At 68.4% G+C, this 14,440-nt stretch carries 11 protein-coding genes; 8 read left to right on the top strand and 3 right to left on the bottom strand.

The features are described 5' to 3' along the window. Positions 1 to 65 precede the first annotated feature (65 nt). The 7 genes from ACOZ32_RS09575 (at position 66) to ACOZ32_RS09545 (ending at position 7,944) form a co-directional block, all read left to right on the top strand. Positions 66 to 980 (top strand): 1,4-dihydroxy-2-naphthoyl-CoA synthase, encoded by a 915-nt coding sequence (locus ACOZ32_RS09575; protein ID WP_010902774.1) that lies wholly within the window; start codon positions 66 to 68, stop codon positions 978 to 980. Between the two features lie 171 nt (positions 981 to 1,151). Beyond that, positions 1,152 to 2,786, top strand: a complete 1,635-nt coding sequence (locus ACOZ32_RS09570; protein WP_235158066.1) for a BCCT family transporter — start codon at positions 1,152 to 1,154, stop codon at positions 2,784 to 2,786. A gap of 56 nt (positions 2,787 to 2,842) precedes the next feature. Beyond that, entirely contained in the window at positions 2,843 to 3,778 is a 936-nt protein-coding gene (locus tag ACOZ32_RS09565; protein WP_136361384.1) for a 1,4-dihydroxy-2-naphthoate polyprenyltransferase, read from the top strand. Continuing rightward, the gene (locus tag ACOZ32_RS09560) at positions 3,775 to 4,770 is read left to right on the top strand and encodes a mandelate racemase/muconate lactonizing enzyme family protein (RefSeq protein WP_424335182.1); all 996 of its coding nucleotides are present in this window, start codon (positions 3,775 to 3,777) and stop codon (positions 4,768 to 4,770) included. The genes ACOZ32_RS09565 and ACOZ32_RS09560 overlap by 4 nt, the downstream gene beginning before the upstream one ends. Continuing rightward, on the top strand, positions 4,763 to 6,244 hold the full coding sequence (locus tag ACOZ32_RS09555; RefSeq protein WP_010902770.1) for a class I adenylate-forming enzyme family protein: 1,482 nt from the start codon (positions 4,763 to 4,765) through the stop codon (positions 6,242 to 6,244). The genes ACOZ32_RS09560 and ACOZ32_RS09555 overlap by 8 nt, the downstream gene beginning before the upstream one ends. 47 nt (positions 6,245 to 6,291) lie before the next feature. Next, positions 6,292 to 6,648 carry a helix-turn-helix transcriptional regulator gene (locus ACOZ32_RS09550; RefSeq protein ID WP_010902769.1) on the top strand — a complete coding sequence of 119 codons (357 nt, stop codon included), beginning with the start codon at positions 6,292 to 6,294 and terminating at the stop codon, positions 6,646 to 6,648. Positions 6,649 to 6,732: 84 nt separating this feature from the next. Then, entirely contained in the window at positions 6,733 to 7,944 is a 1,212-nt protein-coding gene (locus tag ACOZ32_RS09545; protein WP_424335181.1) for an FAD-dependent oxidoreductase, read from the top strand. 20 nt (positions 7,945 to 7,964) lie between these two features. Here the strand turns inward: ACOZ32_RS09545 and ACOZ32_RS09540 are convergent, their stop codons facing one another. Together ACOZ32_RS09540 and ACOZ32_RS09535 are read right to left on the bottom strand one after the other, a co-directional pair. After that, entirely contained in the window at positions 7,965 to 8,906 is a 942-nt protein-coding gene (locus tag ACOZ32_RS09540; RefSeq protein ID WP_012289273.1) for a DUF368 domain-containing protein, read from the bottom strand. A gap of 2 nt (positions 8,907 to 8,908) precedes the next feature. Continuing rightward, on the bottom strand, positions 8,909 to 12,172 hold the full coding sequence (locus ACOZ32_RS09535) for an oligosaccharyl transferase, archaeosortase A system-associated (protein WP_424335180.1): 3,264 nt from the start codon (positions 12,170 to 12,172) through the stop codon (positions 8,909 to 8,911). A 108-nt stretch (positions 12,173 to 12,280) separates the two neighbouring features. Between ACOZ32_RS09535 and aglG the strand changes: the two genes are divergently transcribed. After that, positions 12,281 to 13,219 (top strand): glucosyl-dolichyl phosphate glucuronosyltransferase, encoded by a 939-nt coding sequence (gene aglG / locus ACOZ32_RS09530; protein WP_205252657.1) that lies wholly within the window; start codon positions 12,281 to 12,283, stop codon positions 13,217 to 13,219. Here aglG and ACOZ32_RS09525 read toward each other — a convergent pair. Beyond that, complete coding sequence (locus ACOZ32_RS09525; RefSeq protein WP_235158072.1) at positions 13,209 to 14,120, bottom strand: glycosyltransferase; 912 nt, start codon at positions 14,118 to 14,120, stop codon at positions 13,209 to 13,211. The genes aglG and ACOZ32_RS09525 overlap by 11 nt on opposite strands. Between the last annotated feature and the right edge of the window lie 320 nt (positions 14,121 to 14,440).

Here is a 14,440-nt window from a genome sequence, read left to right as displayed (position 1 = left end):
GGCGTGTGCACGGCCCAGGGCCGCGTGTGAGAACGCTTTTGCGGCCGCCGGCCGCGTGGTTAGCCATGGTCTCGGAGACGTTCGACGACGCCGCGTGGACGGCGATCGAGGAGTTCTCGTTCGACGACATCACCTACCACCGTGGTGTCGAGGTGCCCGCCGTCCGGATCGCGTTCGACCGGCCGGCGGTGCGCAACGCGTTCCGCCCGGGCACCGTCGACGAGCTGTACACGGCCCTGGATCACGCCCGCAAGCAGGCCGACATCGGCTGCGTGTTGCTCACCGGGAACGGCCCGTCGCCGTCGGACGGCGGGTGGGCGTTCTGCGCCGGCGGCGACCAGTCGGTGCGCGGGGACTCGGGCTATGAGTACCACGGCGACGACGAAGCCGCCGCCGACGACGACCCGGCGGTCAAGCGCGCTGACGCCGGCCGCCTGCACATCCTCGAAGTCCAACGTCTCATTCGCACGATGCCCAAGCCGGTGGTGGCGGTCGTGCCGGGGTGGGCGGTCGGCGGCGGGCACAGCCTCCACGTGGTCTGTGACCTGACGCTTGCGAGCCGCGAACACGCCAAGTTCAAGCAGACCGACCCCGACGTTGCGAGCTTCGACGGCGGGTTCGGCTCGGCGTACCTCGCCAAGCAGGTCGGCCAGAAGACGGCCCGCGAGATCTTCTTCCTCGGGAAGACCTACGACGCCGAGGCGGCCGCCGACATGGGGATGGTCAACGAGGCGGTCCCCCACGACGACCTGGAGGCGACGGCCCTGGAGTGGGCCGACGAGATGACCGCGAAATCGCCCACAGCGATGCGCATGCTCAAGTACGCGTTCAACATGACCGACGACGGCATGGTCGGCCAGCAGACGTTCGCCGGGGAGGCCACTCGGCTGGCGTACATGACCGACGAAGCCCAGGAGGGACGGGACGCGTTCCTCGACGGCCGCGACCCGGACTTCGACGAGTACCCCTGGCATTACTAGGCGCACAGCGAGGCGGTTCCGTGTCGTTTTTCCGTGGGACGGTGTTTCGCCGCAGCCTGTAATGGGTGATCGCGCCAATGCAGCAGCGAGCCGCCAGGCTCGCCGCGCACGCGCTCCGCGTTGCTCGCACGGGACCGGTTCCAATGTCATCACGCGTCGCCAGTGGCGTCGATGAGTCGGCGCGTATGGTACCTCCTTGGCCTCGAAGACGCGACGTGGCCCGAGCGCGCGCTGTTCGCGGTGACGATGGCCGCGATGCTCGCGCTTGCGGTCGCGGGGTTCCGGCGGCCGACGCAGCTCAGCACCGTGTTGAACGGGGCCTTCGATTGGGTGTTGCGGTACTTCGGCTGGTGGTTCATCCTGCTTGGGTTCGTGTTGCTGGTGCTCGTGCTCGGGGTGACGTGGTCGCGGTACGGCCGCCTCCGGATCGGCGGCCCCGACGCCGAACCCGAGTTCGACACGTTCTCCTGGCTGTCGATGGTGTTCACCGTGGGGTTCGGCGCGTCCATCCTCATCTGGGGGGTTGGCGAACCGGTTTCGATCGTCCAGCAGCCGCCGCCGGAGCCGTGGCCGGTCGGCGGCGCGTCGGCGAAATCCCTGGCGCTCGCGTTCATGTTCGTTCACGAGGTGTTCCCCGGGCTGGCGATGTGGTATCTCCCCGTCGCCCTCGCGTTCGGGATCATCGTCTACACGCGCGGCATCGGCGAGTACAAGGTGTCGACGATGCTGGCCGGCATCATGCCCGCGGGCGACCACCCCGTCGTGCTCTGGGCGGTTGACGTCGCGGCCATCATCGCCACCATCGGCGGCATTGCGACGACGCTGGGGTTCAGCTCACAGACCATGGCGGCCATCCTCGGGGGTGTGTTCGGCCTGCAGTCGGCCTGGTTGACCTACGGGATCTTCGCCGCGATCGGCGCCATTTTCCTGGTCGACGTGTGGCTGGGGCTGCGCTCGGGCATCCGGAACGCCGCCCGCGCGACCATGCTGCTCATCGGGGTTGCGATGGCGGTCCTCGTCGTCGTCGGGCCGACGCTGTTCACGTTCCAACTCGGCCTCGACGCCACCGGCGTCTGGCTGAACAACGTCGTTCGACTGATGCTGTACACCGACCCCACCGCGGCCGGCCACTGGGCGGCGAACTGGACGGGCTTCTGGTGGGCGTGGTGGGCGGCCTGGAGCATCTTCGTCGGGAGCTTCGTCGCGCGCGTCTCGAAAGGCCGGACCGTCCGCGAGATGTTCATCGTGCTCGTGGTCGCGCCCGGCGTCCTGAGCTGGGTGCAACACACCCTCATCGGCGGCTGGGTGTTGGCCCCCGACTACGTCGGCCCGGTCGGCAACGCGCTGTCCGCCAACGGCATCCCCGCGGCCATCGCCCGCGCCCTGTCGATCACGCCCTACGGGTCGGTGCTCGCGTTGCTGTTCGTGTTGGTGATCGCGGGCTACATCATCACCTCCCTGGATTCGGCGGTGTTCATGATCGCCGCCATCACGCTCGGCGACGAGGACCCCAATCCCCGCAACCGCGCCTGCTGGGGGCTGTTGCTCGCCGCGTTCGGCGTGATGAGCCTGGAGCTGTCCAGCTTCGAAGCCATCGAGGCGCTGTCGCCAGTGCTCGCGTTGCCGTTCACGCTGTTCCTGCTGGTGATCGTGTACGCCAGCTACGTCGCCGCCCGGGAGTACGCGCGTGACCGCGACGACGTTGCGGTCTCGCCCGGCGGGTTGTTGTCCTCCCGATCGTCGGCGTCGGACACCGACCCGGAAGCAGGGAGCGGCACGGACGCCGCGCCCACCGGCGACGACTGACCGCCTGGCTGCCCCAATCGCCACCCCTTAGACGACCCTCCCCGTACTGAAGGGCGATGACACAGACGGCCGACGTTTCACGGCAGCGCGCGTGGCTGATGGCGGCCCGCCCGCACACGCTGCCGGCGGCCGCCGCCCCGGTGGTTGTCGGCACCGCGCTGGCGGTCCACACCGGCGTGCTTGCGGTGTGGCCCGCGGTGGCTGCGCTCGTCGGGGCGGCGCTCATTCAGATCGCCACGAACTTCGCCAACGACTACTACGACGCCGTTCGCGGCGCGGACACCGAGGACCGAGAGGGGTTCACCCGTGTAACCGCTGGCGGCCTGATCCAGCCGGCCCGCGTGAAGCAGGCGATGTACGTGACGTTCGCGGCGGCGATCCTCGACGGCGTCTACCTCGTCTTCGTCGGCGGGGTGCCGATCCTGGTGATCGGGCTGGCCAGCGTCGCGTCCGGCATCGCGTACACGGGCGGTCCGTACCCGCTCGGCTACCACGGGCTCGGGGACGCGTTCGTCTTCCTGTTTTTCGGCGTGATCGCGGTGACGGGCACCTACTACGTGCAGGCCGCCGCCCACCTCGCCGGGGCGTTCCCCGTGGCGATCCCGCCGGGAACGGTGCCCCTCGCGGCCGTCGTGGCCAGCCTCCCGGTGGCCGCCATCTCCACGAACATCATCGTCGTGAACAACATCCGTGACAAAGACGAGGACGAGACCACCGGCAAGCGCACGCTGGCGGTGCGGTTCGGCTACCGGTTCTCCCGCCTGGAGTACGCCGGCCTGCTGGTGGTCGCGTACGCCGCGCCGCTGTGGTTTTACGCCACGGGGTACGGCGCGTCGGTGTTCCTGCCGCTGGTGACACTGCCCCTCGCGGTGTCGGTCACCAAGACCGTATTCGAGCGCACCGAGGGCGCGGCGTTGAACCCCGCGCTCTCCCGGACGGGACAGCTGCTGGCGGCGTACTCGGCGCTGTTCGCGGTGGGGGTGGCGGTGTGATTCGGGCGTTCTCGCTGGCGTTGGCGGAGCCGCTGGCGACCGCGAACGGAACCATCGGGGAGCGCACGGGGTTCCTGTTCGAGCGCGACGGCGGTGTCGGTGAAGCCACGCCGCTTGCGGGGTGGACGGAACCCCACGACGCGTGTATGGCGGCGCTCCGGGCGGCCGACGACGCCGACAGCTGGGAGCGAGCGCTCGACGCGTGCATGGACGCGCCAGCCGCCCGCCACGCGGTTTCGCTCGCCCGCATGGACGCGGACTCGTGTGCCGCCGGACGGCCGCTTGCGAGCGCGCTCAGCGACGGGGCGGCGGCCGATTCGGTGCCCGTGAACGCGACTGTCGGCGACGGGACCGCGGCCGCCACGAGCGCCGCAGTGGCGGACGCCGCGGCCGACGGCTTCGACACGGTGAAAGTGAAAGTCGGCAGCCGGTCGGTTCGGGCCGACCTCGACCGGCTGCGCGCCGCCAGTGACACCGCGCCCGCAGGGCTGTCACTGCGTGCCGACGCCAACGGCGCGTGGGACCTCGACGCGGCCCGCCAGGCCGCCGACGCCTGCGGGTCGCTGCCCATCGAGTACATCGAACAGCCCCTGGCACCCACGCGGTTGGACGCCACCCGGAGCATCGGCGGCGTCCCGATCGCGCTCGACGAAGCCCTGCACCAGCATCCGCTCGACGCCGCGTTGGCGGTGGCCGACTACGTGGTGCTCAAGCCGATGGTGCTCGGCGGCATCGACCGGGCGCGCGACGCCGCCCGGACCGCCCGACAGGCCGGCGTCGAGCCCGTCGCCTCGACCACCATCGACGGCGTCGTGGCGCGGACCGCGGCCGTCCATTTGGCCGCCAGCATCCCCGACGTGCCGGCGTGCGGGCTGGCAACCGCCGACCGGCTCGCGGACGCGCTGGCTCCGGATCCCGCGCCGGTCGCCGGCGGCCGCATCCAGGTGCCTGCCGACCCCGGGCACGGCGTGGAGGTGACCGCCGATGCGTGACGAGGTCACGCTCCAGGCGACCACCAACCCCGACCGGCCCGCGCTCGTGGACGCTGCGACCGACCGAACGTGGACGTACGATGCCCTCGACAGTGCCGTCGATGCGACCGCCGGCAGCCTGGCCGCGCTCGGCGTTACGCCCGGCGACCGGGTCGCCGTGTTGCTCGAAACCCGGCCGGCGTTCGCCACCCTCGTGTTCGCCGCCGCGCGCCTCGGAGCCGTCCTCGTGCCGCTGAACGCGCGCCTCTCGCAGCCGGAGCTCGCCACACAGGCCGACGCCGTCGCCCCCGTCGCCGTGATCTGCGGCCGCGACACGGCGACCGCCGCCGACCGCCTCGACGCGCCCGCCGTGCGCGTCGCCGACGACGCCACCGTGCGCCCGCTGTCCGGCACCGACCCGGACGCCGTCACCCCCGTCGACTCGGCGTGGGACGACACCCGGCTGCTGTTGTTCACCTCGGGCACCACCGGCGACCCCACGGCCGTCCGGCTGACGTACCGCAATCTCGCCGCCAGCGCCGCCGCGTCGGCGGCCCGCCTGGGCGTGCTCCCCGACGACCGCTGGCTGTGCCCGCTGTCGATGTACCACACCGGCGGCGTCTCGGTCGTCCTCCGGACGGCGCTCTACGGCACCACTGCGGTCCTGACCCGGACGCCCGGCTTCGACGCCGCCGCGGTCGGGGACGCCCTGGAGACCCACGACTGCACCGGTGTCTCGCTCGTCCCGCCGATGCTCGACCGGCTCGTTGAGGCCGACGCCGTCCCCGACTCGCTGCGGTTCGCACTGGTCGGTGGCGCGCCCACGCCGCCCGAGCTGGTCGAGCGTGCGTGTGCGGCCGGGGTTCCGGTCTGCCCGACGTACGGCGCGACCGAAACCGCCTCGCAGGCGGCGACCCTGCACGCCAGCGACGCCCCAGCCCACCCCGAGAGCGTCGGCCGCCCACTGCTCGGCACCACTGTCACCGTCGTCGAGCCGGACACCCACACGCCGGTGCCGGACGGACAGGCCGGGCTGCTCGCCGTGTCAGGGCCGACGGTCACGCCCGGCTACGCCGGCGAGGGGACCGCGCCGCGCTGCGAGCACGGGCTCCTCACGGGCGACCGCGGCTGGATCGACGCCGACGGCTTCCTGCACGTCGGCGGCCGGGCCAGCGACGAGATCATCACCGGCGGCGAGAACGTCCGTCCCGAAGCGGTCGCCGCGGTGCTCCGCGAGCATCCCGCCATCGAGGCTGTCGCCGTCGTCGGTGTGCCGGACGACGCGTGGGGCGACCGCGTCGGCGCGCTCGTGGTGCCCGCCGACGACACCGCGGACGTCTCCGTCGCCTCACTGCGCGCGTTCTGTGACGGGCGGCTGGCGGGCTACAAACACCCCCGCGTGGTTGCGGCCGTCGACGCGCTCCCACGGACCGCGTCGGGCACCGTCGACCGGCAGGCTGCAGTCGCCGAACTCCGCGACGACGCCGCGCCGTAGACCCGTGAACGACCAAGTTTAAACCGGTCGCGGACGGTGTGACGTACATGAGCGCCGAAGCCACGGAGGCCGACCTCTCCGAGGACGAACGCCGCGGTCTCGAACTCGTCCACGAAGAACTCGGCATCCACCAAAGCGAATTCTGGAAGGCCCTGGACGTCTCCTCCCGGAAGGGCAGCCGGATCGCCTCCACCCTCGAAGAACACGGCCTCGTCGAACGCGAGGAAACCGTCTACGGCGGGAACACCACCTACTACATCACGCCGGTTGTCGACGAACGCAACCTGGAGTTCATGCTGCTGATGGCTGGGGACATGCTGTCGCCGTTCGTCGGCGAGGAGGAAGTCGACCCACAGGGCGACGCGTTCTCCCAGTGGATCATGAACCTCGCCTACGAGGAGTAACCCGGCTGGCCGGCGTCGACACCCCCCGACACGTAGCTCTCCGCCACGACAACCCCCAAGTGCTGGCGCGCCTAACGCCGGATCGTGACCCACCAGACAGACGTGCTCGTGGTCGGCGGCGGCGCAACCGGGGTCGGCGTCGCCCGCGACCTCGCGCTCCGCGGCGTCGACGTGACCCTCGTCGACCGCGGCGGCCTCGGGAGCGGCACCACCGGCCGCTCGCACGGTCTCCTGCACAGCAGTGCCCGGTACGCCGACTCGACGCCGGCCGACGCCCGCGAATGCATCCGGGAAAACGAAGTCCTCCGGGACATCGCCGGCGCGTGCATCCGGGACACCGACGGCTTCTTCGTCCAGCACGCCCGCGACGACCCCGCCTACTTCGACACGAAAGTCGCGGCCTGCCGTGACGCCGACATCCCCGTGTCTGTCATCGACGGTGCCACTGCCAGAGCCCGCGAACCAGCCCTCACGCCCGCCGCCGAGCGCGTCGCGGTCGTTCCCGACGGCGTCGTCTTGCCGTCCCGACTGGTCGCTGCGACCGCCGCGGACGCCCGCGACCACGGCGCGACGATCCGCCTCCACGAGCCGATCACGGCGCTCACCACGGACGCCGGCCGCGTCACCGGCGCCAGAACCGCCGACGGGACGACGCTGTCGGCCACCCACGTGGTGAACGCGGCCGGCGCGTGGGCCGGCGACCTCGCCGCAACCGCCGGCGTCGACGTCGATATGCATCCCGCCAGCGGAGTCATGGTGACCGTCGAAACGCCGGAGACCGACACGGTGTTCAACCGCTGCCGGCCCGCCGCTGACGGCGACATCGTGGTGCCACACGGCTCCACCGCGGTCCTGGGCACCACCAGCGTCGACGTCGACGATGCCGACGAGTTCGCCACCCCCGACGCCGCCGTCGAGCGCGTCATCGACGAATGCAGCGCCCTGCTGCCGGCGGCCAGCGACGCCCCGATCCGGACCACCTACTGGGGCGTCCGCCCGCTGTACAGCCCAAGCGACTACGGCGACGACGCCCGCGCGATCTCCCGCGGGTTCTACGTGCTCGATCACGCCAACCGCGACGACACCGCCGGACTCACCACAGTCGTCGGCGGGAAACTCACCACCCACCGGCTGATGGCGGAGGCGACCGCGGATCTCGTGGCCGACCGGCTCGGCGTCACTGAGCCCAGCCGGACCGCGAACGAACCGCTCCCCGGCCACGACGACCCCGAACGACTCGACGCGCTCGTCGATACGTTCGATGCCGCCAGTCCGGCCGACGCCGACGCGCGCTGACGCCGCGCGGAAACGGTCGCTCAGTAATCGAGGTCGTCGGTCGTCGCGTCCAACACCAGCACCGCAGCCGCACCCACGACGCCGGCGGCCACCAGCGGCGCAACGCTTCCGACCGTCCACGCCGCCGTCGCGTCGGCGATCCTGACCGCCGGCGCCCGTAGCGCGCCCGCCATCAACGCGACCAGGAACGTCACCGTCGCCGCCCGGTACTCCGCCAGCGCCCACTGCACGACGCGCGCGAACGTCAGAACGCCGGCGAGCGCCCCCAAACTGAACGCCGCGAGCGTCGCCACCGGCGCGACGGCGTCACCCAGAGCCCCCGCAGCCACGGCGTCCACTGCGGTGCTGACGGCGCTCGTCATCGTCTCGTACTTCCCGAGGGTCAACAGGATGAGCGACCCCGAGACGCCCGGCAACACCATCGCACAGATCGCCACCGCGCCGGTGACGACCATCACCGCCAGCCCGTCGGGCAGCGTGCCCGCGGTCGCCTGCGCGCTCACCGCGAACGCGAGCGCGAACCCACCCAGCGCTGCGCCGATGCGGCCCGGCGTGTCCACGGCCACCTCACCGATCAACACGACGACCGACGCCGCGATGAGCCCGAAGAAGAACGCGAACGTCAGGCCCGGATACTGGGTGTACGCCACGTCGACGACGCTGGCCACCGTCACCACTGCGGACACCACGCCAGCGCCCAACACGGCCAGAAACGGCACGTCCAACGCGCGCAGCGTCTCGGCGACCGTTGCCCGGCCGTCCCGACTGCCCAGCCGCGGCACGAGCGCCACCACTGTTGCTACGTCAGCCACCGAGAGGCCGGCGAGCGCGCTCACCAGCCGCTCGTAGATCCCCACGATGAGCGCGATCGTGCCCCCGGAGACCCCGGGCACTGCGTCCGCAGCCCCCATCGCCGCGCCCTTCGCGTAGACGGCCAGCCACGCACGCAGTGTCGACGCCACGATCAGTGTCCGCGGTGGGTCAACTCAGCGCCAACACGCGCCGGCAGCGCGCCGGCCGTGCTGTTCGTCGTGTCGGCGTCCGTGCCGTCGCCGTCAGCCGACTCGCCGTCGGCTGTGGGCGTCGCCACTGATCCGTTCGTTGCAGTCTCGTTCCCGGCCGCCCCGCCAGTGGGGTCCAACGACACCGTCACGGGTGTCGCCCCGTCGGAGACGACCTGCGACTCGGAAACGCTGGCCGTGTCCGCGGCCACTGCACTCGCGTTGCCCGCCTGGTCTCCCGCGGTGAACGTGTACGGTCCGGTCGCACGCACCGACACGTTCGTGTGGCCGTTGGCCGGCCCGAGCTCATCGTAGCCCGTCGTGGAGTACGGCAGCCTCATCGTGAACTCGCCGTCAGCGTCCGTGTCCGCGTACTGTGTGTACGTGAACGAGGGATGTGTCCCCTCGTTCGACTCCATCTGCGTGAGGTTCAGCTCCACGGACGCCTTCACCGTGGTGTTCGCCGGGCCGGTGCCCGTGACGGCCGCCCCGTCAACGCGCTCGAACAGCTTCACCGACGTCGGATAATACTCGGTGCTCAGCTCGCCGCCGAGATACCACAGGTTCGCGGGCGCGGTGTGGTTCGCGCTCACACCGACCAGCCGGTAATGCTCCAGCGCAGCCACGTCAGCCTCCGGCAGGCTGCCCGTGCCGCCGATCTGCGCGGTCGAATCGTTGCGGACGTACGCCTTCGCGTCGGCCATCGAATCGAACTGCTTGGTGTTGTTCGTCGCCGCGTCGAAGGCCGCCGCCGTCCCCTGTCCGGTGTTGACGCTGCGGCGCCAGTCAGCCACGACCGGCTCGGCCTGCTTTGCCGACCCGTGGTAGCGGTACAGCCGCACCATCATCGACTCGTAGTACGCCTGCTTTTTGAGCAGCGGCGACTGCCGGAAGAACCGCGCGTTCGAGATCCGGTTCTCCTCCCAGTCGGCGTTGTACGCCTGCTGGTAGAAGTCACCCTGTGAGAGGTCTCGGGGCCCATCGTAGAAGACGACCGGCGCGCTGAACTTCGACTGCCCCGAACTGAGGTACGGCAGCGGCGGCATCACCATCTTCCAGTCGACCGCGACGTAGCGGTTCTTGGCGTCGTCCTCCTCGATGTCCGCGAGCACGGACTCGGACTGTTGCTCGTCGTCAGCCAACAGGAAGTTCGCCGCCGATGTTGCCCCCTGCTGGAACGGGTTCGCGTGCGGGATGGCGTGCCCCTGGACGGTCATCCAGTGGCCGTAGTCCCACCACGACAACACGCCGAACGACCCCGCCGGATAATCGAAGTCCTCGGTCTGACTGTACGTCCCGTTGTAATCAAGGGCGTCGGCGTTGTCGGCCCCGCCGTACGTCCCCTGCTTTGGCGTATGGGACTGATACCAGTCCATCGCGTCGTCCCACGCCACCACACCACCCGGACCTTGGCCCTGTCCTGCGGTGATCGCTGACTGCAAGGGCACCGGCTGGTTCTGGTTGTTCGAGAGCTTGATCGGTGACACCGGCCCCGACGCGGAGTCGTTGTTCGTGGCTTCGGCCACAGCGGGTGCCGCCACCGGCACCAACACGATCAACGCGACGATGACAACCGTCCCGACCTGGTACCAGGAGACGCCCTCGATCGCCGCCACCGGACGGTCGAGGTCGACCGCCGCAAGCACCGCCCGCAGGACGTACGCGTTCAACACGACGACCGGCACCACCAGGTAGTAGTTGAACCGCACCTGTGTGAACGCCGCCGACGTGACGAACGCCCCCCACACCACCAACAGTAGCTTGTCGGCGTCGTACTGCCCGGTCGCCGCGATCGCCGCCAGCACGACCGCGGCGATGAGGAGCGCGGTGAGCTGCCCGCCAAGGCCGACCACACCGCCGATCGCCGCCGGCACCGCCGGCGACACGGCAACGATCGCCAGCACGGCGGTCGCCCCCGCCACCCCGACGATCCGCCGCACCGACCCGCTGGTCAGGTGGGGCTTCAACAGGATCGCGCCGGCACCCACGAGCGCCGAGAAGAACGCAGTCCCGTATTCGAGGAACACCACGCCGAACATCCCCAGGCCGTACCGCCCGGTGCGGAACAGGAACGGCTGCGCCTCCCCGATCGTGCGCGTGTCCGCGGTCGAACTCAGCCCGATGTAGTTCAGGAGATTCGACTGCAACGACGACCAGAACCCCGGCGCAACCAGGGCGAGCGCACCGACGACGACCACGAGCGTGCCCGCGACCGTGGCGACGTACGCTGCCGGGCTGAGCGAGCGCTCATCGAACACCCGTGCGAGCCACGCAAGCACCACACAGCCGACCGCGACGCCCAGCGCGAACACCGGCTGGAGGAACGAGAACCCCGACACGCCGAACCCGCTCTCGCCCAGCGGTGCGAACATCAACAGTGCCGTTGTCGTCATGCTCACTGCGCCAACCACTGCGACGTGATCGGGGCTCGTTCCAGTGACGTAATCGCCGACGAGCTTCACCAGGAAGAACGCGCCGAAGATCCCGACCAACAGCACGCCCGGCGGCCACACCCACATGTACACCGCGGTCGCCACACCGGCCAGCACGCTCCACCCAACCACGTCACGGAGGCCCGTGGCGTCCCACGCGCGGAACTGCTCGAACACCGGTTTCTCGCGCTCGGCGACCGACAGCGCGACCATCAGCCCAACCACCGCGAGGGTCATGAACAGCGGCTCCGCGCCGTTGTGGTCGGCGGCCCCGGCGAGCGTCCGCTGCAGGAAATACCCCGGCAGCAGACCCAGAATGACCGCTCCAAAGAGGCCGCCGAGCCGGCCGGCAATCCGCCGCCCCATCACGTACGTCGGCACCACCAGCAGTGCCCCAAACACCGGCGGCGCGAGCAGCAGCGTCATCGCGATGGTGTGCTCCGACGGCGACCCCATCCCGACCACCAGCGCGACGGCCGCGAGGATCTGGTCGAACAGCGTCCCGAACTGTCCGGCAAGCGTGCCGTGCGGGAAGTTCGTCCACGGGTCGAACGGCATCGTCTCCGGGAAATGATGGACAGTGTACGTCACCTGCCGCAGATGATAGTAGGCGTCGTTTCCGGAGAGATACACTTCCCCGTTCTGTAGGAAGTTGTCCCACGACTGCACGCGCACCCAGAACATGAACGCGAGCACCGCACCCAGCACGGGTACGTGGTACCAGTCTTTGAGCGCGCCGAGGGCCCGGGACGGCAACCCCGCGGACAGCCCTGACGCGTCAGTCGTCTCGCTCATTGTGGAAACGGACAAAAAGAACGCGAATAAGCCTTGTGAACTCGCGGCCGGTCGGACCGGATGCCCCAAAGCACAATCCTTATTCAAGCACCGGTCACATTCCCGATGATGAAGGTTTCAGTCGTCGTCTGCACGTACTCGATGGACCGCTACGGTCCGTTCGCCGACGCCGTCGAGAGCGTGCTCGCCCAGACCCACGACGACCTCGAAGTCGTTCTCGTCGTCGACGGCAACGACGACGTCTTCGAGCGTGTCCGCGCGGACTTCGGTGACGAGGAGCACGTCGTCCTCCACTGTAACGACGAAAATCAGGGCATCTCGTACAGCCGCACGAAGGGTGCCAAAATCGCGAGCGGCGACATCGTCGCGTTCATCGACGACGACGCGACCGCCGAAGACGACTGGATCGAACAGCTCCTCGGTGTCTACGCGGAGACCGACGCCATCGCCGTCGGCGGCGACGTTGTCCCTGACTGGCAGACCCAGAAACCCGACTTCTTCCCCGCCGAGTTCTACTGGCTGGTCGGCTGCGTCGAACCCGGGTTCGCCGACGACGGCGAGGAAGTCCGGAACACGTACGGGTCGAACATCTCCTACCGGCGCGACCAGTTCCTCGACGTCGGCGGCTACGACCCCAACACGGGCCGGAAAGGCGACAAACACCTCCAGGCCCACGAGGCCCCCGTCGGCATTCGGCTGCGCGAGGAGTACGGCCGCGGAATGGTGTTCACGCGGGACGCACGGGTCCACCACAAGCTGTTCGACTACCGCGGCGAGTTCGGATGGCTCGTTTTCCGGTCGTTCTGGCAGGGGTACTCCAAGCGCGTCATGGACCTGCTGTACCCCGACGCTGAGGACAACAAGAGCAGCTATCTGACCCAGCTGCTGACGCGTTTCGTCCCGACGCGCGCCCGAAACCTGGTCCAGTCACCGTCGGTGCAGCGCCTCCAACAGCTCGTGGCGATTTTCGTGTTCACCGCAGCGGTCGGCCTCGGATACGTGTACGCGATCGCGACGCCGAACCTCGTGGCGCACGCTAACTCGTAGGCGCGGGGATGTCGTCGTTTTCCTCGCCGACGACGAACTCGTAGTAGTATCCCACGCCGCGACAGGCGAGCATCGCGATCGAGAGGAGCGCGAACGCAAGCCGAGTCAGGCTGGCATCCGGTTCGTCCCCGTCGTCGCCGCCACTCGGACCGCTCGGTGTTGGGGGGATGCCTGGTTTGCCGTAGCGCTCCGGGTAGTACCGTTGTTTTTGACAGAATCCACGCCCCACGCGGAAGTTCTTCTTCGCGAGAGATTCGAGGGACGTTCTGGCCGGATGGTAGACGGTCGCGTTCTCGGCGTAGCCCTGTTCGTAGCCGGCGTCGTGGACGCGATCGCCGAACTCCCGATCGCCACCGGAGATGAGTCGGGCGTCGAAGGGACCGACGTCCTCGAACACCTTACGACGGACAAGCAGTGCACACGTCGGCGCATAGTTCTGATCTTCGAGATACTGCTCGACCGGGAAGCCAGCACGGGCATTGTACCTGCCGACGAGGGTGTCTTCAGGAAGAGTGATTTCGACGTTACAACCAAGATAGTCTATGTCTCTCGTCTGCATCTCAACTAGTGCTTTCTCCAACCAGTCGTCACCAACTGTCTCGTCGGAATCAAGAAACGCGACCACAGTGTGGTCTTCATTGGTTTCTTTTATTCCCTTATTACGTGCAGCATATGAGCTTTGAATCTCGACTTCTCTCGATAGTACAACACTATTGGCAGGCTTGTGATTCCGTACCACCTCTTTAGTGTTGTCCGTTGAGGCGTTGTCGACAACTCTTACTTCTGTGAGAGTTGGCGTGTTGTGTTTGGTGATCGATTGGAGAGTTTGCTTAATCCCGTCTGGATCGTTGTATACTGGGATGACGATAGAAACATCTAGACTCTGAGCGTGATCTTCCATGGTTATGCCATCATTTTAGACACCACTGAGGCACTTATCGTCGTCCATGTTTCACGCCCGTGACGTCGCTAGTTAGATTAACTAGATTAGAGTTGATAAACATTTCTCTACAACTATCTGAGGATACATCGCTTACAAAAGATCAGGAAGCAAGTACGAGATGTTATATTTTACCATGCACTGTTACGTCCTAATGGGACTTGCGAACTGGATACGGAACACCTATCGAGACATGAGGCACAGAGATACAAGAGAGGCGACCCGGGACGCTACTCGAGAGTTATGGTATGGGGTATTAAGACGACTAAACCCCGTCTTCC

This window comes from Halobacterium sp. MBLA0001, from assembly GCF_049705385.1.
Classification (GTDB): domain Archaea; phylum Halobacteriota; class Halobacteria; order Halobacteriales; family Halobacteriaceae; genus Halobacterium; species Halobacterium salinarum.
Note: the sequence above shows the minus strand (reverse complement) of the source record. Positions and strands in the feature narration are given on the sequence as shown.